Below are 24,633 nucleotides of genomic sequence, written 5' to 3'. Positions count from 1 at the left end.
CGGCCGGCGACGCAGCCGGCGACACCGAGGGCGAGGCCGCCGGCTGCGCGCGGGCGGAGGTGCCGGCCGCGGGCACGGCGGCGGAAGCCGGAGCGCCAGCAGCCGGGGCGCCGGCCGCAGGAGCGCCTGCCGCAGGTACGCCTGCCGCCGGATCGACCTTGCGCGGTTGGCGCGGACGCGGCGGCGGACGGCGGCCCTCGGGGAACAGCACATCCTGGCCCAGCGTTTCGCGCATCGACGCGGCCAGCGCCACGGCGTCCTCACGGGCGTTGCCGGCCAGCAGCGCGTCGGCGCGCAGATCGGCCAGCGACTGCATGGCCACGCGCAGGCCGCCTACCGCGCGCACCGTCTTGGCCACGAAATCGTCCGGCTCGCGGCTCAAGGTTTCATCGGCGGCCACGATCGCCTGGCCGTATTTCTGTTCGTCGAAACGGATCTTCGCGATGTAGGACCACGGCGCGCCCTTGGACGGATTGCGCTGGGCGATCTCTTCGAACTGCGCGACAGCCTGGTCGGCGCCCTTCTGCTCCAGCGTCTGTTGCGCTGCGGCCATGGATTGTTTGTATTCGGCTTCCGACTGCGGTTTAACGGACGCGCAGCCGGCCATCAGCGTAACGACACCTGCGATGGCAACGAGGCGGTGAAAGGGCATTTTTTAAGCACCTAGCAAGGTTGTAACTAGGGGCCGTATTTCAACAACCTTTTGTTAGCGCAGCGCTACAGCGAGTGTCTTCATGTTACTTGCGTCGAATCTGCACGCATCATGCCGTGATCTGTATTGCTTCAAACAGTTCCGGTATAAAGGGCCATGACTAAACATATCCATTTATCACGGTTGTTCACGGTGATGGCGTGTGCGCTTGCAAGCAGCGCCGTTACTGGATGCGCGGCTGTATCGGCCATTGGAGCGGTCGCCGGTTTGACGGGTAATGCGATGGAGATGGCAGGCCTGAAAAAGCCCGAAAACGCGCCGGTGGAAGTGAATTTGGCGATTCATGCCGGAGAAAATTTGAATGCCGGCAGCGGCCAGTCGATGGCTGTAGTTACAAAAATATACTACCTGAACAATCCTGAGCAATTCCAGCGTGCGCCGCTCACGCAATTGATAGACACTGCCGGGGAGAAAGCGGCGCTGGGGGAGTCCGTGCTGGGCTCGCGCGAACTTACGCTCACGCCGGGACAGCGTTACGAAACCGTCGAGAAAGTCCCCAAGCAAGCTGATTACATCGCCGTCGCCGGGCTGTTTTATGCCCCCGCGCCGATGCGTTGGAAGTACGTATTCAAGGTAGAAGACGCGGAGGACAGCGGCATCGTCCTGGGCGCGCATGCGTGTGCGCTGACGGTAGCCACGGGCAAGCCCACGTTACCGGCGGGAATGCCCACCTACGATCCGTCACGTTTATCCGGCGTGCAGTGTCCGGGTTGACGCGCATCTCGGCCGCCCGCCGCCCATCCAACCCTTCTATCTATATATAGCGATAGAGAAATCAAGAAAGAAAGAGGGAGCGCCTATTTTGAGTTACTCAGCCAAAGTCCTCTGGGGCGAAGGTTTGTTCCTCCGCCCGCAGCATTTCCAGCGGCAGGATGCGTATCACGAAGACCGGCTGGCCGAGATGGCCCGGGCACTGCACCCCTATGCGTGGGGTCTGCGCTCCGCGCGCTTCGATGCCTCGGCGCTCGCCAACGGCATGTTGCGCGCCACCGAAATGAGCGCCGTGTTTCCGGACGGCGAACTCTATAGCGCGCCGCACGGCGATGGGCTGCCTCCGCCCGTTGCGCTGACGGCGCTGGACGGCGTGAGCGAAGCCGTGTTCTATCTGGCAATCCATCCATTGAAGGCGATAGGCGGCAACTACCGCGACGCGCAGGCCGCGGGCAGGTTCGACACGCGCTACACGCACAACGATGCGCCCGCGCCCGATCTCTATACCGGGGCCACGACCGCCGAGCTTGCCTTCCTGAGCAAGGACGTGCGCCTGATTTCCGAGTTCGAACCGCGCGACGAACTGCTGGCGATCCCCGTGGCGCGCGTGCGGCGCACGGCCAGCGCGGGCTACGAGCTGGACACCACCTTCATCGCGCCCAGCCTGTCGCTGACGGCCTCGGGCGCGCTGCACGAGCAGCTGCGCCGGCTGCTCGACGCCTTGCAGGCCAAGGTCAACGCGCTCTACGGTTTTCATCGCGAGCCCAGCAAGAACATCATCGAGTTCCGCTCGGGCGACGTCGCCTCGTTCTGGCTGCTGCACACCGCCAACGAAGCCTATGCCACGCTGTCGCATCTGTTCCATCATCCGCAGCTGCATCCCGAACGCCTGTTCCAGGAGCTGGCGCGGCTGGCGGGCGCGCTGATGACGTTTTCCAAGGTGCACACGCTGGCGGATCTGCCGGTGTACCGGCACGACGCGCCCGGGCCGGCGTTTGCCCGCATGGACGAGATCCTGCGCGACTTGCTCGAAACCGTGATCTCGACGCGCTACTTCTCCATCGTGCTCGAAGAGCTGCGTCCGTCGTTCCACATGGGCCGGCTCGATTCGGAAAAACTGGACGACACCACATCGCTGTACCTGGCGGTGCAAGCGGGGATGCCCGCCGCCGAGCTCTCGGAGAGCGTGCCCATGCGCTTCAAGGTGGGCGCGCCCGAAGACGTGGACAAGCTGGTGCTGTCCGCCATGCCGGGCGTGCCGCTTACCTACACGCCGCAGGTGCCGCCCGCCGTGCCGGTCAAGCCGGGCGCCGTCTATTTCGCCTTGCAGACGCGCGGCTCGCTGTATGACCGCATGCTGCAGGCGCGCAGCATCGCCATCTACGTGCCCGCCGGCATTCCCGAACTCAAGCTGGATTTGATCGCAGTGACCCGCTGACAGGAACCACACCGCCATGACCGCTGACGCCCCTTCCCTGATGCCTGGCGCAACGCTGCCCCCGCGCGCGGCAGAATTCCACGCAAGCCGCCCCGCCAAGTCATTGCTGGACCTGCTGTACGACGGCTTCCTGATGCTGTTCCTGCTCAAGAGCGGACAGGAGCCCACCGACGCCGCCGCCTTCTCCGCGCGCGTCCAGCAGTTCCTGGCGGACTACGAGCGCGCCGCCAAGAAAATGGACATTGCCGCCGAGGACGTATACGCCACCAAGTACGCGTTCTGCGCCGCGGTGGACGAGACCGTGCTGAATTCCCGCTTCGCGATCCGCGACGCCTGGATGCTTCAGCCTTTGCAGCTCACGCTGTTCGGCGAACAACTGGCGGGCGAGAACTTCTTCGCCCGGCTCGAAGACCTGCGCGCGCAGGGCGCGCCGCGCCTGCAATCGCTGGAAATCTATTACATGTGCCTGCTGCTCGGCTTCCAGGGCAAGTACCTGATCGAAGGCCAGGAAAAGCTGGGGTATCTGACGGCGCGGCTGGGCGACGAGATCGCGCTGTTGCGCGGCAAGCGCACCGGCTTCGCGCCCCATTGGCCGCTGCCCGACAAGGTGGCGCACACGCTCAAGCGCGACGTGCCGCTGTGGTCGGTCATGGCGCTGTTCGCGTTGCTGGGCCTGCTTGCGTTCCTGGGCATGGGCCACTTCCTGAACACCGAAATGCAGACCGCCATGGCGCCCTATCACGACATCGTCAAGCTGGGCCCGCGCGCGGCGCATTTGACGATCTCGCTGCCCTAGCGGCGGCAGGCAGAACCCGCAAGGCCCGCTCGGGCCGCGCACGCAATTCCCCGTCCCTTCCGGCGCGCCCCGCGCGCCTACGGCACCGCCGATCGAATATCGCCCAGCCCTATGAACGCCTTGCCTTCCAACGCCCCGGCCTACTCTACGCTGAACATCGCCACCCTGTCGCAACAAGCGCGCCTGCTGCGCCTGACCACCGCGCTGGACGCAGAGCTGGTGGTGGAGCACATGAGCCTGCGCGAAGGCGTCTCGCGCCTGTTCTCGCTGACGCTGGATTGCCTGGCGGCCAGCGCCGAACTCGACGTGGCGGCCTTGCTGGGCAAGGAGATTTCCGTCAGCCTGCTGCAGGCCGATGGCTCGATGCGGCGCTGGCACGCCGTGGTGGAGGGCGTGGATGCGCTGGGAGCCGACGGCGGGCTGGCCCGCTACCGCCTGCACGCCGCCCCGTGGATGGCCGCGCTGGCCCTGCGCCGCGACAGCTTCGTCTACCAGGACCTGTCGGTGCAGGATATCGTCAGCGAGGTGTTTGCGGATTATCCCCAGGCTGCGTTCGCCTTCGAGCTCACCCATGCCCCCAAGCCTCGTCCCGTCTGCACGCAGTATCGGGAATCGGACCTGGCGTTCGTGCAGCGCATCCTGGCGGAAGCCGGCCTGTGCTATCGCTTCGAGCACCAGCAGGACGAGGCCCAGGGCGCCGGAGGCGGCGCGCGGCATCGCGTGGTGATTTTCGACGCCGACGCGGCGCGCCCGGAAGATCCCTCGTCGCCGCTGCGCTTCCATCGCAGCGACGCCACGGAAACCCGCGACAGCATCACGCGCTTTGCCGCCGCGCAGTCCGTGCGCCCCAACAGCGTGGCGCGCGCGGCGTGGAACGAACGCTCGTTGACCGCGCATGCCGCCCAATCGCAATCGCAAGTCCGCGTCGAGGCGCTGCCCGTGCTGGAAGACTACGACTACGCGGGCCATGGCCGCTATGCCGACGACGACGCCGCCGAACAGAGCGCGGCGCGTTCGCTGCGCGCGCACGAGTCGCGGCTGGTGCGGTTCGAGGGCGCCGGCACGGCCCGCTCGCTCGCGCCGGGCCGGATCTTCGCGTTGAGCCAGCACGACCGCTACGCGCAAGGCGGCGGCGGGCAGGCCATCGACGAGCTGGCCGGCAATCGATACGTATTGGTCGACGTAACGCACGAAGCCACCAACAACCTGGGCGGCCAGGCCGCGCAGGTCCTGAACACCCCGGACATGGAGCGCGGCACCTATCGCAACCGTTTCAGCGCGCAGCCCGAGGCGGCGGCGCTGATGCCGGCCTGGCGCGCCCGCCCCACGGCGCCCGAAGGCCTGGCCGCCGTGGTGGTCAGCGCCAGCGAGGCGCCCATCACGTCCGACCGCGACCTGCGGGTGAAGGTGCAGTTTCCGTGGCAACGGGGCGAGAAGCCGCTGACTGGCGGCCTGTCGCATCGCACCCATGGCGACGCCAGCGGCAACGCGCCCGGCGACGATCGGTCCGGCACCTGGCTGCGCGTGGCCAGCGCCCAGGCGGGGCCGAACTGGGGCGCCCACCATCTGCCGCGCGGCGGCACCGAAGTCATCGTCGAATTCATCGACGGCGATATCGACCAGCCCGTCGTGGCGGGCCAGCTCTACAACGACGCCGACCTGCCGCCCTGGTCCGCGGGAGAAAACGGCGATGCCAATCACGCGGGCGTGCTGAGCGGCTGGCATAGCCAGGGGCTGGACGGCGCCGGCCGCAACCAGTGGGTTTTCGACGACACCAAGGGCAAGCTGCGCACCCGCCTGGCCAGTTCCACCGCGGCCACGCAACTGGGCCTGGGCCACCTGGTGGAACAGGACCTGGACGACCCCAGCCGGGGCCAATGGCGAGGCACGGGTTTCGAGCTGCGCTCGGACGCCTGGGCCGTGGTGCGCTCGGGCCAGGGCATGCTGATATCGGCCACGGCCCGCGAACAGGCCAAGTCGACGCAGGCCGATGCCCAGGAAGCGCTGCTGCTGCTGCGCGGCGCGCAGGACGCCTCGCGCCGGCTCAACGACAGCGCGAGCCAGCATCAGGCGCGGCCCTTGGCGGCGGCCGAAGGCTACGACGAGCTGCTCAAAGCCCTGGATCCGGAGCAGGATGGCCGCTACACGCGCCAGGTCAATGGCCAGAACGCGGGCAAGGCCGTCAACGGCCAACGCTCGGCCGACGCCAACATCGAACGCATCGATGGCCCGCACCTGCTGGTCGATGCGCCGAATTCGCTGAACCTCGCCACGCCGGCCAGCGCCGTGCTGCACGCCGGCGAGCACCTGCATGCCACCGCGCAATCCGATGCGCACGTGGCGGCCACCCAAACGTACGCCGCCGTCTCGGCCCGCTCCGCGAGCGTGTTCGCGCAGCAGGGCCCGATCCGCGCGATCTCGGCGCAGGCGCCCGTTTCCCTGCATGCGCACACCGATATCCTGGAGGCGCTGGCGGGGCAGGACATCACCGTCACGTCGTCGGCCGAAGGCATCGAAATCCTGGGCAACCAGCGCGTCACCCTCCAGGCGGCGGGCGGCAGCGTCACGCTCGACGGCGCGGACATCGTGTTCAAGGGCCCCGGCCTGTTTTCGGTCAAGGGCGCCACGCACAACTTCGTCGGGCCCGGTAGCGATGCCGCGAGCCTGCCCGCCTTGCCCAGCACCACCGTCGACGATCCGCTCATCGTGAGCGCGGAGCTGGTGCACAAGGACGGCGCCTTCGCCACGGCCGCCAAGAAGGCCGGGACGAGCCTGATGGCGGGCTTTGGCGGCGCGACGGGCGCCGCGGGCGCGGCCGGCAAGCTGTCGGAATTGGCGGGCCAGGCAAATACGCTGGCCAGCATGGCGAAGAATCCGATGAGCGCGCTGTCGGCCGCCCCCGGGCTGCTGGGCGGCGCCAGCCCCGCCGTCGGCGGCCTGCTGAATACGGCAAAGAACGCCATGGGCCTGGTCTCGCAGGCGCAGGCCATGGTCGCGAACCCCATGTCGGCGCTGCCGGCGGCCAAGGGTCTGCTGGCCGCGGTAGCGCCCGGCGCGGGCGGCTTGCTGGACGGCGCCGCTTCCGCCGCGGGCGCCGTTTCCAAGGCGGCTGAATTCGTCAAGAACCCCATGTCCGCCCTGCCCGCGGCCACCGACATGCTGGCTTCCGTCGCGCCCGAAGGGGCGTCCAAAATGATCGGCAGCGCGGCGGGATTGGCGGGGATGGGAGCCGGGGCCGCCGGCGTCGATGCTGACGTTCCGACCGCCGCCGCAGGAGCAAGCGCCGCTGCCGGCGGCGCAGACGCCACGGGAGCCATCGCGCCGGCATCCCCGGCCACGCCTCCTGAAGCTGCCGGCCCGGCATCGGCCGCGCCGGCAGCTCACGCAGCCGGGATCGGCACCGATGGCGCGCAAGGCAACGCGACGGCCGCGCACGGGTCGCAATCCGCAGCCTCCTCGCCTGCCGCCACGAACATGAACACGACGGCGGACGCCGCTGCAATGCCGGCGTCGGCGTCGACATCGGCATCGGCACTTGGGACGGCTGCGCCAACGGCAAACGCAACGCCTGCAACCGGGATCTCGGCTTCCGCGACGCCTGCACCGTCCGCCACCGCGATGCCAGCGCAAGCCGCCACGATGTCAGCCGCCGGTCCGGCCTCGGGCGCGGCGGCAGGCGACGCCTTCGGCACTGCCGCCACGCCCCCGGATGCATCCGCGCTCTCCTCCGAGGGAGCGACGGCGAGTATCGCCGCCAACACAGCAGGTGCCGGTACTGCCGCAGGCCTGGCCGCTGGAACGGATGGCGTGAGCCTATCCGCGGGAGCCCTGGGCGCGGGCACTGCCGCCGGCCTTCCCTCTGGAACAATGGGCGCAACGGCCAGCGCAGGCCTCGCCGACGGCGCAGCAGGCGCGAGCGCCGTCGCGGGGATCTCCGCGGGAACGACAGGCACGTCCGCTGCCGCGGTCCTCGCCGCTGAAGCAGCCGGCGCAAACGCTGCCGCAGGTCTTCCCCCGGGAACGATGGCCGCAACGGCCGGCGCAGGCTTCGCCGGCGCCGAAACAGGCGTGAGCACCATCACGAGCACCTCCGCGGGAACGACAGACATGTCCGCAGGCGCGAGCCTCGCCGCTGACGCAGCCGGCGCAAGCGCTGCCGCAGGTCTTCCCCCTGGAGCAATGAGCACGACGGCCGACGCCAACCTGATCGCCGCGAAAGCAGGCTTGAACGCCGAGGCCGGTGTGCTCGCTGGCGCAACCGACGCAACCGGCACGAGCCAGGATTCGAACCTTGCCGCAATGGCAACAGGCGCCAGCAGCGCGACGGGCCTGGCTGCCGACGCCGCGGGCGCGAATGCGGGCGCAGGCATTGCCGCCGGCATGGCCGGCGCAAGCATCGCCGCCACCGGAGCCTTGGCGCAAGGCGGCGCCGGCGCTACGCCGCCGGGCTCCCCGTTGAATGCCGCGCGGGCGAGCGACACGCTCTCCGCCTCATCGGCGGACATGAACCGCCCCGCCGCGCCGGAGGTCTTGGCCTCTCGCATCCAGACCTCGCCGTCCCTGGCAAGCCGCCTCGCCGACGCCTCGCCGCTGGATGCAGGCCGCATAGGCACGTCGGGAGCAATCCCTGGCATGCTGGCGACAGTTGCCGTGACGATGGCGGCGGCCCGGTCCACCCAGGCCCACGCCGAAGGCGGCAGTCACCGCGCCGATGAGCAGGGCAGCGCTGCTTCCGGCACCGCAGCCCCTTCTGCGAGCCCCGCGTCGGGCGGCACGAGGGAACACGCCCATGCAGCGCCTGTCGCGCACCATCCGCGACCTGGGTCCACGGATGCCGCGCAAACCGCGCTGGGATCGTTCGCCGCCGGCCGCGCCGCGCATTCCACCGCGGCCTCCTCGCCGTCCTCCGGCAACCGGGTCTTCGACGGCGCCGCGCGCCCGGCGCTCCCGCCCCACGACTCGCAGGCAGGCAACACGCAGAACGAATCGAGCAGCGACGACGCCACGGCGCGCTCAAGCGCGCCGCCGAATGCGGCATTGGTCGCATCGCTTGGCGCGGGCGCGGGCAGCCTGCTCGACGCCACGGCGTCGGCAGCCAGCGATGCCGGGCAGCTGGCTTCCCTTGCCTCCACGGCAAATGGCAGCTTGCCCACCGCGGCGGCGCTGCCGTCCATCGCCTCCCAAGCCGGCGCGGCCGCGCCCGGGGTAGCCGCAGGCAGCGCCATGGGCGGCGACTTTTCGATATCCTCCGCCGCCTCGACGCAAGGCGAGGCTGCCGCCGCGGTGTCCGCATCCGGCGCGTTGACGCAGAGTGCGCCATCCCTCCCGGCGTCGAACGCCCTGGCGAGCGGCGCGCCTTCCGCATTGGGAACGTCCGGCGCGATGCCCGCCGCGTCGTCGGCGCCGGGAACGGATGCCGTGCTCAACACCACACCATTCCTGGCCGATGCTTCCGCGCAAACGCCAGGCTTCGTGCCTGGTTCGGCCCCGGCGGGGCTGCCCCAAGGAGCCGGAGTGGCGGGCATGCAATCAGGAGCTGGCGTTGGCCTCGCGGGCGCAGGCAGCGGCGCAGCCGCGGCTACCGAACCGGCCATGGCCTACGGAGCCAGCGCCGTGGCGGCGCCGGGCGCCGACGCCAGCATCGTCTCGGGCCAGGGAGCAAGTTCCTCGGGCACAACGGGCTTGAGCGCGAACCCAGGTTCCAGCGCTGCGACGAGTATGGACTCGGGAGCGAGCGCCAGTGCCCGCGCCGCATCAGCCCCCGCCGGCGCGTCCTCGGCGGGCACCCCGTCCGTGACGCCGGGCACCTCGGCGCCTGTGTCCGTGGCGGCCGCGACGGCCCCTCCCACTACGGTCTCGCCAGCGGCCAGCCCCGACGCCGTGCTCGGCAGCACGACGGCGCGCGCGGCCGGCATGTCCGACAGCGTGCCGGCCAGGAGCGCCACCGACCTGTCCGCCGCGGGCGGCGCAGGCGCAGGCGCAGCCGCCGGTGCGAACGCCGGCGCAGCGGGAGCGTCAGCCACGGCCGGCGGCGCCAGCGCGGCAGGCGGCGCCGCAATCGCCAGCGGTTCCGGCGCCTCGGGCATCGCCGCCGTGGCGGCCGGCGGCGGGCTCGCCACCTTCGCCCAGCAGGCCGGCGCCGCGTCGACGGCCATGACGGGCGCGTCCCCCCTCCTGTCCGGCGGCGTCAGCGCCAGCGTCGGCGCGGCCATCGTGCCCGTCATGACGCAAGCGCTCAACGCCACCGGCGACCGCGCCGCGGCGCTGGGATCCGCCGTGGATACCCTGTTCACGCTGCCCGACGTCAAGCAAGCCAACATCCCCGCCGTCGCCGGCGCCATCCTCAGCATGCCGGGGCTGTCGTCCTCGGCGGTGCCGGGGGTGATCGGCGCCATCCTGCAATCGCCCACCTTGGCCACCGAGACGCTGCCCAAGGTGGCCGAGGTGCTCATGAAGATCCCCGGCGTGGCGGAATCCCCGCTGCCGCAGATCGCCCGCGATGTGCTGGACACCATCGGCCTGGGCCCCGTGGCGCGCACGCAAGGCACCAACCTGCCGGGCGACACGCCCACGACGGGAGACTCGGGCCGCGTAGTGCCCGGCACGTCGACTTATCGCGGCCGCCAGGACGGCGCGCGCCTCCAATACGTGAACCTGGAACGCGTGGACGAACGCTGGAACGACGGCAACGCGTTGACCACCACCGAGCGGCAAACCAACCGCCCGCGCATCCACGTGGAGTTCAACCGCCCCGGCTCGCACCGCTTCACCATCACCGTGAAGGCCGACCCCGGCAATATCGCCTACTCCAGCCGCGAACGCGGGCGCCGCCCCAGCTACCAGGAGCCGCACGCCAATCCGCGCAGCTATGTCACGAACGCGGACGGCACCCGCATCGTCGACGACATCGCCCTGCCCGCCGCCGGCCGCAACGTCTACCTGTTCGAAGTGCGCGACGAACGCGGGCAACTGATCAAGACGGAGCGCGTCGAGACCGCGCGCCGCCTGTACATCCAGGAAGTGATGTGCATGAGCGCGCGTCCGGCGGGCCATCTGGCCGACGTGACCCCGGTCGCGGCGGAGTTCGCGCTGCACGGCATCGACATGATCCAGCTGCCGCGCCTGACGTTCCGCGGCCGCTCGGCGGTCGACGCAGCCGACAACGTCGACGCCCAGCAAGCCATCATGGACGCCGTGCGCCGCGTGTATGCCAGTTCCCCCGGCAAGCAGCGCGAGCCCTACACCCTGGTGGTGTGCCACGTCGACCGGCTGGCCGCGCCCGGCACCAGCGGCGACATGCGCCTGCCCGTGCCGGCCGGCCCCGGCGGGCGCGTCATGACCGTGCCCATCGTCAACGACGATCGGACCCTTGCCAGCCTCTGGTACGAGTTCGACGACAGCGACGACTGGCTCGTCCATGCCCGCTACATTCATACCGACGCCTCGGGCGCGGAACGGTCGATTCCCATCCCGCGACATCTGATGACGCCGGTCCGCGAAAGCTCCGGCGCCGTCTTCTCCGTGACTGTCGACCTGACCCGGATTTCGCCCACGCCCTTGCGCGGCGTGCTCAACATCCAGTTCAACACCGTGGCCGCCAGCTACGCCGGCCTGGCCATCACGGGCACCAACCTGCTGTTCGTGTCCACGCTGGACCCGTACGAGCCCAACTCGCAGGCGTACCTGACGGAAACGCTGGCCCACGAAATGGGCCACTTGCTGGGCATGGTGCCCAGCGGCCCCGACTGGCCCGGCCTGCGCAACGAAGACCCCTCGGCCGACGACTCCAAGCTGGATCCGCCGCAGCACTTCTACTACAACATGGGTGGCCACTGCTACTTTGGCCTCCCCAACCAGAACGGGCAGTACACCGATGAAATCGGGCAATGCGTGATGTACGGCATCACCTGCGCCAACATCCACTTCTGCCCGAGTTGCAGCAAGGCCGTGCGCAAAGTGGATTGTTCCGAAGGATGGCCGGCGTTCTGACGCCCTCACCCGCCCGCTGACGATTACGACAACTGCCGCCGACCATCGCCGAAAATTCCGATTCCGACATGCCCATCATGACTACCGACTGGATTGAACCCGCCACCTTCGCCTCGGTGCCCGCGCACTCGCAGAAGGAGCACGCCTGCATGCCGCCGCTACAAGGCTACGACGCGCAGATGCGCATCGCCGCGCCGTCACGCGTGAAGATCCGCGACGGCAATACGCTGACGATTCCCATCTGCGCCCGCGGCATCCTGCCCGTGGTCGACAACCCGCAGCTGCCGCGCTTCGTGGCGAAGGATACGCGCACCGGCAAGGTCTATCGCGGCGTCGCATTCAACTACGTGCGTCCCAAGCTGCCGAATGTGTCGGTGGACCCCAGCGAGGGCGCGCCGCCCCCCAAGATCGCCTTGCCGCCCGGCATGACGGTCGAAACGCGCTTCACCACCGACATGGCCGGCGTGCTGCACCTGCCCGCGACACCGGCCACGTACGAGGTCTATATCGAGGCCGAGGACGTGAAATCGAACATGGTGACTATCGAGGTCGAAGACGGCCAGAAATAAAGCCGGGCCGGAAGTAAGGGCCAGCCGGAAGTAAGATCCGGCCGCAAAGGAACCGGTCAGGCGAATGAAGACGGCCCCGCTCTGCAGGGCCGTCTCTCTATCACAACCACGCCGCCGGTCAGAGCCGCGCGGGCGTCATCTGCCGGATGTTCTGCTCGTTGCGCGCGGCCATGGCCTCCACTTTCTCAGCGTTTCGCATGTCCTTGGCGCGCTGATCCATCTCGGCCTTGGCGTCGGTCTTGGCGAACACGTCCTTGTCGCGCACGCGGAAATACATCGTGGTGCTGGCCAACAGATGGTCGGGCCAGCTGCTCAGCATGGCATCATGCACCAGCCAGTCGAACAAGGTCATGACCTTGGTCGGCAATTGCGTCTTGCCATCCCGCGCTTCGCGCCAGACGTTCAACAGGCGCTTCTGCACGGCGCGTTCCGCCTTCATGTCGGCAAGCAGATCGGGGGCTTTCTGCACGTAGTCGGGGTCGCCCGGCTTTCTCCCATGGCGCATGTTCTCCATGACGATCGCTTCCCGCTCCCACCTTTCCATCGTGCGAAGCTGCTCCGGGTTGTTGCGCTCCATATCCTGGCGGCGCTGTTCGGTATCGGCGTCCCGCTGCTCGGCCTTCTCAAGGCTCTTGTATTCCGCCTCCAGGCGCTCCCACAACGGTTTGAACCGCTGCGGCGGCGCTTCGCCCCGGCTGGCATTGGCGCGCTCCCGGCGCTCGTTGGCCAGGGCTTCCAGTTCGCGCGCGCGCGCCGTGGTCTCGGGTTTGGCCAGCTCCTCCCGCGGCAGAGTGTTCAAGCGCCTCTGCTCTTCCATGAGTTCCTGCTCAGGGGTGAAGAAATCCCGATCCTTGATCCATTGCTCGGCGGGGTCCGACATCCCTGCGCGAAACACGGGGTCCTGATAGCGCACCGCCAGCCAGCGCAGGAAGACTTCCATGTGCGGCACGAAATCACATCCGGGTTCGTATTTGACGAGTTCGCGGTAGGCGGCGACCAGCTCCTGGACGTGGTATTTCTGGCCATCGTCTTCGATAGGGTCGACGAGACTCATTCTTCTATAAAGAGCGGGGTCCCTCTTCCGTAAATTCTCCATACTATAGAGCGCGGCACCGTGAGATAGCGCCAAGTTCATCATTTCCCGAAGTGGGACTCGAGATAACGACGCACGAGTTCCCAGCGATCCCTGCGGTGCCACGCCCGTAACGTCGCCGCTCGATCCTGGATACAGGTACTGCAAGCCACGTGTCTTTTCTAGCGAATCCAAGCGCTGGTTCCGGCGTAGCTCGTGCGCCGCCGCGAAGTGCACCGCTTTCTCCACCGCGGCAGGTACCGTTAGAGTGCGATCCTTGTGCGTTTGTTTGAGCAGATCGGCAAATGGAAAGAACCCCAGAAAGGTATTCTCATCCATGATTGATGCGACCGCGTCGAACAAGCCGAGGAAGCGGATTCGTATCTTTGCATCGGGCGCACCATCCTTGCCGATGATTGCCAGATCCTGATCGTGACGACGCTTGTACTTCTTGACAATATCGTTGATGAATTGCTTTGCGATAACGCCACCCCGATCCGCTCCAAAAACGGTGATCTCTATGCGCACGACTTTCTCCGTGCCTGCATTCGATCGTTCATACGCTTGTTCGAACTGCAGCTTGGCCGCTTCCAACCGCTTATCCACGCCCGTTCCCATATACATGGCGACTGCTGCATTGTCACGAACAACCGGAACGCCTTCCATGAGTGTCGCTTTAGCGGCGTTCTTCGTTGCAGTCCATGCGACCTTCAACGGATTCCTCTTGAAATCCGCCCAAAACCCGCGAACTGTGGCCTGCGTGCGATCGCGTATCCGCTCCGGATCCAAGGCATTCCAGATTCTCACCGTTTTCTCAGGAAGGGTCTTTACGTCTTTTATGACATCCTTGTACGCCTTCACCATGGGCTGGTAGGACCCATCCTTGATAGACTGCTGGACCGCCTTTTTTGCCCGCCCCGCGCCATCCACATTTGGCACTTCATCAAGACGCGTGATGTTCTTCGCGGCATCCTGGGCACTGGAGACCGCCTTGTCGACCACTTTTCCTCCGGCAAGCGTAAGCGCGTCGACGATGAGGTTCGATTTTGCGCTCTTATTTAGTTCAACGCCGAGGCCAGAATAATAGAGTGCGAACCAGCGTTGCTTGCTCGGCATATTCCTATCGTCGTGGCCGAAGTGCGACATCCACAATCTGCTCACGTTCGAAAGGAGCGTCGGATTTGCCTCATCCAAGTCCTTATTTCGGCCGAACCCGTCGAAGAAAAATCCCATACGCAGCGTGATACCACATTCGGTGCACGAGTCTTTCGGATAGGCGGCCTCATTCTCCGCCATCGCCTTCAATACCGATGCGGGCGTTCTGTCCTGCTCTGGAAGCTGATCAGTGGACATTCTTTTCTCCAGCAGGCCGGCCAAACGCCTTAATCTGCGAAATTCTCTCTTTCGAAAGGGCTGCCACAGCCCGGCCAAAATCGCCAGGCTTTCGGTTGGGATCTTGCAGTACTGCGGCTAGTTCTGGATCCTTGTCGAAGTCTGAAGCCACGATAAAGTAGAGATACATGTATCCCCTCATATCCTCGAAATTTTCGATGCGATAGCCCGTCCACGCCCGCTTCGTGACCTTTGCAAGCACGTCTCCCAACTGGTCAGCATCCTCGTATCCCACCAGCTCATCACGATATTTCCCATATAACCAACGAGTGGTATCGATGATCGGAATTCTTGCCTGCCCGACCAACTTGCGACTCAAAGCAAGCTCCATATGCTCATCCGGATAGATATGCAATTCCAGAATGAGCGTGCCATCCCCATCAGGCACTTTCGCAGCGGGAAAATGCACGGATGTTTCTTTTCTGAAAATCACCTCATCGTATCGGCCGTCGAACAGATGCTTGCGGAGCAAATCCGGGTCGCCTCCACTCCATTTCACGGTGAACTCTGTGCCGGCAAACGTGTAGCAACAAGAGACTCTGCCTTCTCCGCCGCCTGGAATAAGAGTGCTGGAACCTGCCACACCACCCGACGCATCGCTGAGCCTTACGGGCTCCAGATTCCAAGGCGTGTAGTTGTAGGTGACGAAACTGACGCCCGAGTAAGTGGGCTCCCCATTGCAACCCGCCAATAGGCCCAGCCAAATCAGCACCCCAATTAACCCTCTACGCATTCGTAGCTCCCGTTTGGTTCGACGCTTGGATGAAACTTCGCCGCTTCGTCTTGTCTCCCTCTGGAGGGTTCATATGCTGCGCCGCTATGCGCGGCAACTGAGTGTCAGACATCTTTATCTCCACAGCGTCAGCCCGCACTCGGTGCAGGAATCCTTCGGATAGGCAGCCGCATTCTCGGCCATGGCCTTCAACACCGACGCTGGCGTGCGGTCCTGCTCTGGCAGTTGCTGGTCAGACATTCTTGTCTCCAGGCGCCGTCCCCGCCGCTTTGATTTGCTCGATCCTATCCTTGGATAGTTTGGAAACTGCTCGGCCAAAATCGCCAGGCTTTCTGCTTGTATCCTTCAGCAACTCGCCAAGTTCCGGGTCCCTGTCAAAATCCGAGGCGACGACGAAATACAAATACATATAGCCACGCATGTCCTCGGCGTTCTCGATGCCATAGCGTGTCCATGCCCGCTTGGCGACCTTCCCCAACACATTGCCGACTTCGTGGATGTTCCTGTAGTCACCCAACGCCTCGCGGTGTTTTTCGTACAACCAGCGCGTCGTATCGACGATCGGAATCCTCACCTGCCCGAACAAGCTTCGGCTCAACGCCAGTTCCATGTTTTCGTCCGGGTAGATATGCAGCTCCAGGATCACTGGCCCTTCGCCATCGGGAATTTTCGTGGCGGGAAAATGCAGCTTTTCTTCTTTGTTGAAAATCACGTCGTCAAGCTTGCCGTCGAACAGATGCGTGCGCATTTCGTCCACGTCTCCCCCGCGCCATTTGACGGTGAACTCGGTGCCTTTGAGCGTGTAGCAGCACGTCACGCTGCCCTCACCCCCTCCAGGCGGGATTGCAGAGGTGCCTGCGGCTGCTCCCGATGCATCGATGAGACGTACCGAGGAGAGTTCCCAAGGCGTGTAGTTGTACGTGATGAAGCTAACTCCCTGGTAAGTGGGTTCGCCATTGCAGCCTGCCAACAGGCCCAGCCACAACAACACACTGATCGATCCCTTGCGCACTCCTTACTCCCAAATTGTCCCGCGTCATGCCAGCGACGCCTCTGCGCATCCTTACGCATCGCTCATGCTCGTACCCGTCCGCTTTATCGGCGACCCGATCGGCGTGGACGCCCCCCAATACCGCGGCGTTCTTAAAGTACCTCATCCACCCCGGACGTTCTTATCTCCAGGTGGCGCGCCAGAAGCCTTCAACTGCGCAAGCTTCTCTTTCGACAGCACCGCCACCGCGGTGCCAAACGCGCCAGGCGTTCGGGCCGGGTCGTTCAAGAGGGCTGCAATCTGTGCGTCCTTGTCGAAATCCGAGGCCACGATGAAATAGAGATACATGTACGCGCGCAGGTCCTCGCCGTCTTCAATGCGATAACGCATCCAAGCCTGCCTGGTGACTTTTGCGAGTACATGCTTCAGCTCGGTCGCGTTTTCGTATTCGATCAGCTCGGCGCCGTATTTTCCGTACAACCATCGCGTGGTTTCGACGATTGGAATTCTGACTTGCCCTTTCAGATCGCGGCTTAACGCGAGCTCCATATGTTCGTCAGGATAGATATGCAGTTCCAGATAAAGCGGTCCATCACCGTCGGGCGCCATCGCAACGGGAAAATGCACCGATGCTTCCTTCTTGAACATCACCTCATCGAACTTGTCGTCGAACAGATGCTTGCGAAGCAAATCCGGGTCACCTCCGCTCCATTTCACGGTGAACTCCGTGCCGGTGAACGTGTAGCAGCAAGACACGCTTCCCTCGCCACCACCAGGCGGAAGCGTGCTGGAACTCGCCACACGACCCGATGCGTCACGAATGCGAACGGGCTCCAGATTCCAAGGCGTGTAGTTGTAAGTGACAAAACTGACGCCAGAGTATGTCGGCTCTGCATTGCAGCCCGCCAACAGACCCAACGACATCGCCACAGCCACAAACCTTCTATGCATCGCCGCTATCCCTCCCCGCCCGATGCCGCGCCTGCACCGCATCCCACACCGCATCCGGCACGCCTTCCAGCGCTTTAGCCAGCCCACCCTCAGCATCCTCCCGATAGGCGCGCAGTCCTTCGGCGATCACAGGATGCTCATCGAAGCGCGGCGAGATCGCCACGCCCCAGGCGACATAGTCAAAGGTGTCCTTATCTCCTGCCACGCCGTGCCCGCGCGCACGCTCCAACTGCGCCTCTACGCGCGGCACCAGTTCGTCCTGGCCCGGGTCGCCGGGCAACAGGCCGGGATACAAACGGCGCAGTTGCACCGCCAGCTTGTCCGGGTAGTCGAGATCGAACAGCATCTGGTGCTGTTCGGGCGTGAACTGTTCGATACCGGCCGGCCGCGGGGCGGACAGCCTGCCCGCGCCCTTCAGTTCCGCCAACGTGCCATCGCGCAGCGCATAGCGCAATGTGATCACCGGCGCGGCGAAGCGCTCGCGCTGCTCCGCGCTCCAGACCTGCAAGGCGCGCGCCAGGATGCGGCTGTCGTACCAGTGCAGGAAGAACTCGCTGGCGTCCGGCAAGGCGTAGTCGCAGAAGGGGCCGAAGTGTGCAATCAGCTTCTCCAGCGGCACCGCCGACGCGAAACTCATCATCGCGTAGCGCCCGCCGGAACGTTCGTGCAAGGCCTCCAGCACGCGCACCAGCGCGGTGTTGAAGCCCTCGTAGCGCGGCCCGCGCAGCACGCCTTGCGACGCGCCGTCGACCTCGATCAGCAGGGGCGCCACGTCGCCGTAGATGTCCAGGCCGGTCTGCGCCCACACCGAGCCGAAGCTCAGATCTTCGGTGGCGCTCAGCCGCGCCAGCAGATCGGGATGGCCGCGGAAATCCACGATCACATAGGCGCGCGCGGCCTCGCCATGGGGGCCGCGGTGATGGGGCAATTCGGCGAACGTGGACAGCAGCGCGTCCTGCCAGGAATAAGCCATCGCCGTCATGCCTTGTCGGTGATGGACTGCACGCTTTCCTGGGCGTCCAGGATGCAGGTCTTGCAGACGGTGAATTGCGGGAACGGATACGGCATCTGCGTCGGCCCGGCGAATTGCTTGTTGCCGGTCTTGACGTCGATGCGGCCGGGCGCCGTCACGGTGATGTTGCCGCCTTCGATCACGATGCTGGCGCCCGCCGCGTTCGCGATGCGGATGCGCTGGGGCGAGGCGTATTCGATGCCGGCGTTGGCGCTGACCATGCGCAGGTCCTGCTGGGCCTGTACCGTCAGCACGTCGTGCTGCGACATGACGTCGACTTCGCCGGCGCCGGCGATAAGATCCAGGCCGGATTCGGCGCCGCCCTTCTGCACGCCGGCCACGATGCCCAGCGCCTGGCCGGTATGCACGCGCAGCGAGCCGATGACGGCCAGGTTATGGTCCTGCCCCGACGACCAGTGCACGAGTTCGCCGGCCGCGACCTGCACGTTGCGCCCCGCCGCCTGCGTCAACCCCGCGCGGCCCGCCATCAGCACCAGCGGGTCGGTCAGGTGCGGCACCTTGCCGTCGACCACCTCCGTGTGCTTGGCCGACGCGTCGCCGGCCGCGGCGCCCACCGCATCGCCCGCCACGGTGCCCGACACCGCATGCGTCATCGCGGCCAGCGGCGAGCGCTCGCCATCCAGCCGGCTCGCGCCCGCCGAGGCCGTGCCGCGCGCCGAAGCCAGCCGCACCCCCTGGTGCGCGCCGATCACGCCATCGAACGACTGCGCCATGATGTCCGCCTGCCCGGCCAGCGCCAGCGGCGCCGCGGCGTCGCCCGCCGGCTCGCTGCCGCCGGAGGAGTACGTGGTGAGCAGCACGCCGCTCCCGCCGCGCACGGCGCCAAACGCATCCGTGCGCAGCTCCGCGCCCACGCCGCGCACATTGCCGCGATAGTTGCCGCTCTGGTGGATCAGGTGGCCCAGGTTCAATTCGCTGGCCGACTGCGAGGACTTGATCTGCATGCGCAGTTGGCCGTCGCTGTCATCGAACACAATCTGGTTATAGCCGTCGCCGCCGAACTCCTTGCTCTTGAAGCCGCTCAATGCGGCGGCGTTGCGGTGCTGATCGTCGCCGCCCGCCGCGCCGTGCCAAGCAGGCGCATTGCCGCTGGCCAGGTTGGCCTGCGCGCTGGGCTTGCCATCGGTGGCCGCCGCGTACACCTCGGTGTTCATCGGCTCTCCCGCCCTGCCGCCGGGCGTGGCCGGAATACCGCCTTCGCCGCGTCCGTTGTAGAGCGCGCCGACGATCAAGGGCTGATCGATGTCTTCATCCAGGAATCGCACCAGCACTTCCTGGCCGATGCGCGGCACGAAGCTCATCCCCATGCCCGCGCCCGCCTGGCGCTGCGCGACGCGCGCCCATCGGCTTTTCGCCAGGCCTTCGCCGTCGGACTGCCAGTGGAAGCGCACCCGCACATCGCCGCGCGCGTTACGGTAGATCTCGTCTTCGCCGCTGGCCTCGATGGCGCCCTCGGCATTGGTGACGATGGCGGTATGGACGCCGACGGCGGACGCTGCGCCCGCCAGCCTGGCGCCGCGCGCCGCCGGAGGCGAGGCGCGCCAGGGACGGTCGCAGCGCACCGCGCGGAACCGGTTGGCGTAGCCGACGTCGTGCGCGCGCGCCAGCACGGCCGCCTCGGGGCGTCCCACGCCGATCTCGGCGTCGCCCCGGTCGCGCGTCCCCTCGTGGCCGAGTCCGTATTCCAGGTGGAAGTCGTCCGTGGCGCCGGCCTCGAACCCAGCGGCGGACGGATCCTCGTCTTCGAAGCACAGAAAATCGTCCAGCGCGCCCAGCCTGTCGGCCAGGCTGGCGTCATTCTGGCCGGGCAGATTGTTGACCCCCACGTGTTCCACGCGGTCCAGCGCAAAGACGGGTTCGAACCCCGCCTCCCCCGACGGCCCCAGCGGCGACATCTCCTGCAACGTGAAGCGCGTGCCCGAGCGGAAGGTGCGCACATTGCCGCGCCCGATGAAGGTCTCGGCGCTGGCCTGCGCCGCCTGCATCAGCAGGGTCGCCTGGAACTGGGCATGCGCCTGGTTCAGCAACCCGCCGTGTCCCAGGGGTTCAAACCATTCCAGCCCCGCGCTCTCGTCCTCGGAACCGCTGGCGGGGCCGGCCAGCGCCTGGCCGGCGATGGCGTGCTTGCCGCTTTCATGCCATGCCAGCACCGTCACCCGCTCCACGGCCCGACGCTGCCGGCGCGCGAGCGCCTGCACGCCATCGCGCGATTCGCTCGCGTGGGCGCGCTGGAAACGCACGCCCGCGCCCGCGGACTCGGCGTCTTCGTCCAGCCCGCGGCTATCGGCAAAGATCAACACGGCGTGGCGCGCCGGCGCGCCGTCGTCTTCAACCGTGGTCCAGCCCAGCCCGGCTTCCGCGAGCAGGCGCGACAGGAAGGCGTAGTCGGTTTCGCGATACTGCGTGGTGTAGGTCCGCGCGGGCAGGTCCGCCAGATGGGTCTCGACGTCGGCGGATATTTTGTAGATGTAGCCTTCGTACCCATCCAGCACGTGGCGCACGATATCCAGCACCGTCCGGTTCTCGTAGATGCGGCTGTCGCGCCGCTGCGTGGCCAGCCACAGCCACGGCGCCAGCGTCACGCGATAGCGCGCCATGCCCGCGTTGCCGCCCAGCAGCTCGGCCGCGCGCACCACGCCGCTGCGGCCTGCCTCGCTGCCGTCGGCGCGCGTGGTCCACAACGTGGCGGGCCTCGACACCATGTCGTTCAGGTCCAGCGCGGCATCCTGCGCCAACGCCACCACGCGTATTTCGCCCAGCGTGGACAGGCCTTCGCGCGCAACCCATCCTTCGACCTGCAAGGACGACATCGCGCCCTCGCCATCGAGGCGGTAGAGACGGGACTCGGCGCTGAAACTGCCGTTGCTTGCGTTGACGGGCATGGAACGAAAACCTCGTGGGGACGTGGGCAATACCGGCTGTTTCCAGCCGGGAGATATTCAGGGTTCGATATTGGCCTGCGGCGTGGGGCATTCCACTGCCGTGCCCCATTGGCCCGCGCATACGCGCAGGCGGCATTGCTCGCTCTCGATAAAGCCCAGCTTGCGGCATTCCTTCAGCCGCTCGGACAAGGGCGAGCCCGGCATCTCCCGCATGAAGACGCCTTCCGATTTGTAGACGCGCGTGCCCGGCGGCGATGCCGGCGGCAAGCCGTAGCTCATCAACGCCGACAACAGCGCGGCATCCGTATCGGCGGACTTGGCGCTCTTGCGCGGCGGGGTAGCTGACTTCGCCGCGCGTGTCGTATTGCCGGGCTGCTCGCGCAGCTCCGCGGCCTGGCGCGTGGGACCGGGCGCCGGCGCGGCGGCGGGCGGCGGCGTCATCGCCAGCACGGACAGGGGATTGGTCGGCTCGCCTTGCGGATCGGGTTCGCCACGGCCCACGTTCGCATCGCGCGCGGGCGGCGCCTCGTCGATGATGGAGGCCACCGCGGGCGGCTTTTCCAGCGCGCTGAGCGGATTGTCCATGGCGTCAGAGGGCGATGAGGGGAGCGATGCCTGCGGCTGCGCGGCGGCGGGCGCCGCGGCGCCGGGCACGGTGGCAGGGGCCTGCGCCACCATGGGCACGGCGCCTTCTTCATCAATCACCCACGCGATGCCGCCCGCCATCAGCGCCAGCAACAACGCCAGCGCGGTCCAACGCCGCGCGCGCGAGCTGCGCGGCGTTGCCAGATGTTTGACTTCAGCTTCCGGCGCGCGCCCTTCCAGGGCGGCCAGGATGCGCGACGAGTCGGCCTCGCCACGCGCGGCGGGCGAAGCGCTGAGGAGACTCGGCGCGGTCATCGTAGGGCGAGCTTCTTCTTTCTCTTCTGCCATGCGGATTCCCGTGTCAGCAGGAGGCGTGTGCAGCCCCCCTGTAACCAAGCCCGACGAGAATACCCGATAGGCGTATTTCGATCATTGCTCCTTGTTACGATTTCTAAGGGTCGGACGCTGTTTGCAACGCCAGAGCACTTGCCTCATGCACGAATAGAACAAAAGATTACGCCTTCACATGAGGGACCTACCTTGCTGTTACTACTGCCCCTGTATTTTTTACTGGCGGTTGGCGTGTCCGCGCTCCTGTTTTTCCCGGCTCTGCGCCAAGGCGCCATGAGGGGATTTCGCGCGTGCGTAGAGGGCGTGGCACGGGGCGCCACGCGCGGCGCGAGCCATGCCGGAGGGGCCGTGGGCGGCACGGCGGGCGCGATCGGAAAAGGGGCCGGCGCGTGGATGGACTGGGTAGGAAGGCATCGCTGGCAGGTGGCGATCGGGCTGACAGTTGTGTCTGTTCCGTCACTTTTCGCTTTCGTCATGCGACACAATCACACATTCGTTTACAGCACCCAAACGACCGGCCCGGACCGCAGGATCCAGGCCTTGCTGGAAGGCGAACGGCTGGCTCCACCCCCCGCCCTGCCCCCTGAAGCCTTCACCACGCGCGAAGTCGAACAGGTGCGTCCGAAGCTGGGCGGCGCGAGCCGCAACTGGGATCTGCTGGATGCCGATTTCCGTCAGCGGTTGCTGCTGGCCTACCGCATCATGCGCGAGCAGCACGGCTATGAAATGGCGCTGATCGAGGGCTACCGCAGCCCCGAGCGGCAGGAAGAACTCGCCGGCATGGGGTCGCACGTCACGAACGCCGGCGCCTTCCAGAGCTATCACCAGTTCGGCCTGGCCGCGGACAGCGCGTTCTATCGCGACGGCAAGATCGTGATTTCCGAGAAAGACCCGTGGGCCATGCGCGGCTATGAGCTGTTCGGCCAGACGGCTGAGCTCGTCGGCCTGACCTGGGGCGGCCGCTGGAAGATGATGGACTTCGGCCACGTGGAGCTGCGTCGGCCCGGCGTCATGCAGCGCTCGCGGGAGGCCGCGAAATAATGGTTCGCGTGCTCAAGAAGGGGATGCTCGTCCTGGCTTTGTTCGCCGTGGTGTGGCTGGCGGTCATCATTTGGTGGCAGGAGTCGCGCACGCTGCCGACCGGCGTGGACATCGGGCTGTACCTGTTCGCCTTGCCGCTGGCGCTCCTGGGCGCCTTCTGGGCGGGTGCGCGCATCGTGCGCGCCGCCCGCGCGCCCAAGGCCGCGCCCGCGCAGGCCCGGACGGAAGCGCCCGCCGAAGCGCCGGCGAGTCCGGCCGAGCTGCGCCTCATCGCCGTCGCCGCGCGCGCCGCCGCCGGCGCCGATGTCGCGGCCATCTCCGAAGCGCTGGCCGAACAGAAGCGCCCCGAGCTGGATGCCGAACTCAAGACGCCGCAAGGCTTTCCGATCTTTGCCGCGCGCGTGCCCGACATGGACGATATGGCGCTGTACGCCGTTGCGCGGGAACAGGGAGCGCCTCCCGACGCCCTGGCCGCGGCCACCTTGCGGGTCACGGCGCTGCTGACGGATATCGCGCGCGCGCTGACCCATGACGCGCATTCTCGCGTGACCGAACTGGACGTGCCCGCGCGCGAAGAAGACTGGCCCCGGCTGCGCTTCGACGTGCTGATGCCGGCGGACTGGTCCGAAGCGGCTCGCCAGCGCGCGCTCGCGGCGGTGCGAGCGGCCGCCGGGGTCTGGCCCGATGCCCGCATCGACGCCGCCGAACACCCGGCGCGCGACGCCATGGCCGCCGATCTGCTGTTGCGCCAACTCGCCGCCGGGCCGCGCGACGCCAAGGCCGAACCGCAATGGCGCATCGTGCTGGCCGGCGACGGCTACATCGATGCCGAGCAGGTCGCCCATTGGGGCAGCGCGTCCACGCTGTTGACGCACGCCAATCCGCAGGGCCGCGTGCCCGGCGAAGCCGCCGCCGGCCTGCTGCTGGCGCCGCCCGACGCCGAGGCCGACCTGCGGGTCACGCTGTCGCCCGTGCTGCAGCGGCGGAAATCGGCCGACGCGCGCGGCGCGCAGGCCGAGGCGCCGCTGGTGGACCTGGCGCGCGATCTGCTCGAAACGGCCAAGGTCGCGCCCGACAGCGTCGCCCATATCATCAGCGATGCCGATCACCGGGGCAGCCGCCCCCTGGAACCGCTGACCGTGGCCTCGCAATTGTTTACCCACCTGGACGCCGCCAAGGACTGCCAGTCCGTCGGGCTGGCCTGTGGCCACACCGGCGCGGCGGCATCGCTGCTGGCGCTGGCCGTGGCTGGCGAAACCTGCATGCAGTTCGACCAGCCCGTGCTGACCCTTACCCTGCAAGACCCCGCATTGCGCTCTGCCGCGCTGGTCTCCCGACCCGCCGCCAGCGCTACCGCCTGACCCCATAACAAAAGCGAAACCATGCG

At 67.0% G+C, this 24,633-nt stretch carries 16 protein-coding genes; 7 read left to right on the top strand and 9 right to left on the bottom strand.

Annotated elements, in window-relative coordinates; all coding sequences use genetic code 11:
- On the bottom strand, positions 1 to 553 hold a 553-nt coding region (locus ADE01S_RS18370; RefSeq protein WP_255220868.1), incomplete at its 3' end, for a hypothetical protein.
- A gap of 255 nt (positions 554 to 808) precedes the next feature.
- On the opposite strand from ADE01S_RS18370, the gene tssJ reads away from it, so the two are divergent.
- From tssJ to ADE01S_RS18345, 5 genes are all read left to right on the top strand, one after another.
- Positions 809 to 1,426 (top strand): type VI secretion system lipoprotein TssJ, encoded by a 618-nt coding sequence (gene tssJ, locus ADE01S_RS18365; protein ID WP_232482091.1) that lies wholly within the window; start codon positions 809 to 811, stop codon positions 1,424 to 1,426.
- 88 nt (positions 1,427 to 1,514) lie between these two features.
- Positions 1,515 to 2,861, top strand: a complete 1,347-nt coding sequence (gene tssK / locus ADE01S_RS18360; RefSeq protein WP_062683160.1) for a type VI secretion system baseplate subunit TssK — start codon at positions 1,515 to 1,517, stop codon at positions 2,859 to 2,861.
- Between the two features lie 16 nt (positions 2,862 to 2,877).
- Complete coding sequence (icmH, locus tag ADE01S_RS18355; protein ID WP_008168603.1) at positions 2,878 to 3,657, top strand: type IVB secretion system protein IcmH/DotU; 780 nt, start codon at positions 2,878 to 2,880, stop codon at positions 3,655 to 3,657.
- A gap of 111 nt (positions 3,658 to 3,768) precedes the next feature.
- A complete protein-coding gene (gene tssI, locus ADE01S_RS18350) occupies positions 3,769 to 11,646 on the top strand; it encodes a type VI secretion system Vgr family protein (protein WP_062683159.1) in 7,878 nt (2,625 codons plus the stop codon).
- A 68-nt stretch (positions 11,647 to 11,714) separates the two neighbouring features.
- On the top strand, positions 11,715 to 12,215 hold the full coding sequence (locus tag ADE01S_RS18345) for a hypothetical protein (protein WP_062683158.1): 501 nt from the start codon (positions 11,715 to 11,717) through the stop codon (positions 12,213 to 12,215).
- A 118-nt stretch (positions 12,216 to 12,333) separates the two neighbouring features.
- Here ADE01S_RS18345 and ADE01S_RS18340 read toward each other — a convergent pair whose 3' ends face one another.
- The 8 genes from ADE01S_RS18340 to ADE01S_RS18310 form a co-directional block, all read right to left on the bottom strand.
- Positions 12,334 to 14,640, bottom strand: coding sequence for a phospholipase effector Tle1 domain-containing protein (locus ADE01S_RS18340; protein WP_062683157.1), 2,307 nt, complete (start codon positions 14,638 to 14,640; stop codon positions 12,334 to 12,336).
- Complete coding sequence (locus ADE01S_RS18335; RefSeq protein ID WP_062683156.1) at positions 14,630 to 15,412, bottom strand: DUF3304 domain-containing protein; 783 nt, start codon at positions 15,410 to 15,412, stop codon at positions 14,630 to 14,632. Before ADE01S_RS18335 ends, ADE01S_RS18340 begins: the two co-directional genes overlap by 11 nt.
- A gap of 114 nt (positions 15,413 to 15,526) precedes the next feature.
- The gene (locus ADE01S_RS32150) at positions 15,527 to 15,652 is read right to left on the bottom strand and encodes a hypothetical protein (RefSeq protein WP_255220867.1); all 126 of its coding nucleotides are present in this window, start codon (positions 15,650 to 15,652) and stop codon (positions 15,527 to 15,529) included.
- On the bottom strand, positions 15,645 to 16,424 hold the full coding sequence (locus tag ADE01S_RS18330; protein WP_062683155.1) for a DUF3304 domain-containing protein: 780 nt from the start codon (positions 16,422 to 16,424) through the stop codon (positions 15,645 to 15,647). Before ADE01S_RS18330 ends, ADE01S_RS32150 begins: the two co-directional genes overlap by 8 nt.
- 141 nt (positions 16,425 to 16,565) lie before the next feature.
- A complete protein-coding gene (locus tag ADE01S_RS18325; RefSeq protein WP_062683154.1) occupies positions 16,566 to 17,354 on the bottom strand; it encodes a DUF3304 domain-containing protein in 789 nt (262 codons plus the stop codon).
- Complete coding sequence (locus ADE01S_RS18320; protein WP_242663462.1) at positions 17,347 to 18,336, bottom strand: DUF4123 domain-containing protein; 990 nt, start codon at positions 18,334 to 18,336, stop codon at positions 17,347 to 17,349. Before ADE01S_RS18320 ends, ADE01S_RS18325 begins: the two co-directional genes overlap by 8 nt.
- Positions 18,333 to 21,269, bottom strand: a complete 2,937-nt coding sequence (locus ADE01S_RS18315; protein ID WP_062683153.1) for a type VI secretion system Vgr family protein — start codon at positions 21,267 to 21,269, stop codon at positions 18,333 to 18,335. The genes ADE01S_RS18320 and ADE01S_RS18315 overlap by 4 nt, the downstream gene beginning before the upstream one ends.
- Before the next feature lie 57 nt (positions 21,270 to 21,326).
- On the bottom strand, positions 21,327 to 22,169 hold the full coding sequence (locus tag ADE01S_RS18310) for a hypothetical protein (protein ID WP_062683152.1): 843 nt from the start codon (positions 22,167 to 22,169) through the stop codon (positions 21,327 to 21,329).
- Positions 22,170 to 22,394: 225 nt separating this feature from the next.
- On the opposite strand from ADE01S_RS18310, the gene ADE01S_RS18305 reads away from it, so the two are divergent.
- Both ADE01S_RS18305 and ADE01S_RS18300 read left to right on the top strand, forming a co-directional pair.
- Entirely contained in the window at positions 22,395 to 23,246 is an 852-nt protein-coding gene (locus ADE01S_RS18305; protein WP_062683151.1) for a M15 family metallopeptidase, read from the top strand.
- On the top strand, positions 23,246 to 24,607 hold the full coding sequence (locus ADE01S_RS18300; protein WP_062683150.1) for a hypothetical protein: 1,362 nt from the start codon (positions 23,246 to 23,248) through the stop codon (positions 24,605 to 24,607). The genes ADE01S_RS18305 and ADE01S_RS18300 overlap by 1 nt, the downstream gene beginning before the upstream one ends.
- Positions 24,608 to 24,633 lie beyond the last annotated feature (26 nt).

This window comes from Achromobacter denitrificans NBRC 15125 (assembly GCF_001571365.1).
Taxonomy (GTDB): domain Bacteria; phylum Pseudomonadota; class Gammaproteobacteria; order Burkholderiales; family Burkholderiaceae_B; genus Achromobacter; species Achromobacter denitrificans.
Note: the sequence above shows the minus strand (reverse complement) of the source record. Positions and strands in the feature narration are given on the sequence as shown.

What these genes read in the sequence shown, in the direction of transcription:
- ADE01S_RS18325 (WP_062683154.1), bottom strand. Translation starts at nt 17,354, where the DNA reads ATGCATAGAAGGTTTGTGGCTGTGGCGATGTCGTTGGGTCTGTTGGCG.
- ADE01S_RS18320 (WP_242663462.1), bottom strand. Translation starts at nt 18,336, where the DNA reads ATGACGGCGATGGCTTATTCCTGGCAGGACGCGCTGCTGTCCACGTTC.
- tssJ (WP_232482091.1), top strand. Translation starts at nt 809, where the DNA reads ATGACTAAACATATCCATTTATCACGGTTGTTCACGGTGATGGCGTGT.
- ADE01S_RS18340 (WP_062683157.1), bottom strand. Translation starts at nt 14,640, where the DNA reads ATGTCCACTGATCAGCTTCCAGAGCAGGACAGAACGCCCGCATCGGTA.
- icmH (WP_008168603.1), top strand. Translation starts at nt 2,878, where the DNA reads ATGACCGCTGACGCCCCTTCCCTGATGCCTGGCGCAACGCTGCCCCCG.
- ADE01S_RS32150 (WP_255220867.1), bottom strand. Translation starts at nt 15,652, where the DNA reads ATGTCTGACCAGCAACTGCCAGAGCAGGACCGCACGCCAGCGTCGGTG.
- tssI (WP_062683159.1), top strand. Translation starts at nt 3,769, where the DNA reads ATGAACGCCTTGCCTTCCAACGCCCCGGCCTACTCTACGCTGAACATC.
- ADE01S_RS18345 (WP_062683158.1), top strand. Translation starts at nt 11,715, where the DNA reads ATGCCCATCATGACTACCGACTGGATTGAACCCGCCACCTTCGCCTCG.
- ADE01S_RS18335 (WP_062683156.1), bottom strand. Translation starts at nt 15,412, where the DNA reads ATGCGTAGAGGGTTAATTGGGGTGCTGATTTGGCTGGGCCTATTGGCG.
- ADE01S_RS18310 (WP_062683152.1), bottom strand. Translation starts at nt 22,169, where the DNA reads ATGACCGCGCCGAGTCTCCTCAGCGCTTCGCCCGCCGCGCGTGGCGAG.
- ADE01S_RS18315 (WP_062683153.1), bottom strand. Translation starts at nt 21,269, where the DNA reads ATGCCCGTCAACGCAAGCAACGGCAGTTTCAGCGCCGAGTCCCGTCTC.
- ADE01S_RS18300 (WP_062683150.1), top strand. Translation starts at nt 23,246, where the DNA reads ATGGTTCGCGTGCTCAAGAAGGGGATGCTCGTCCTGGCTTTGTTCGCC.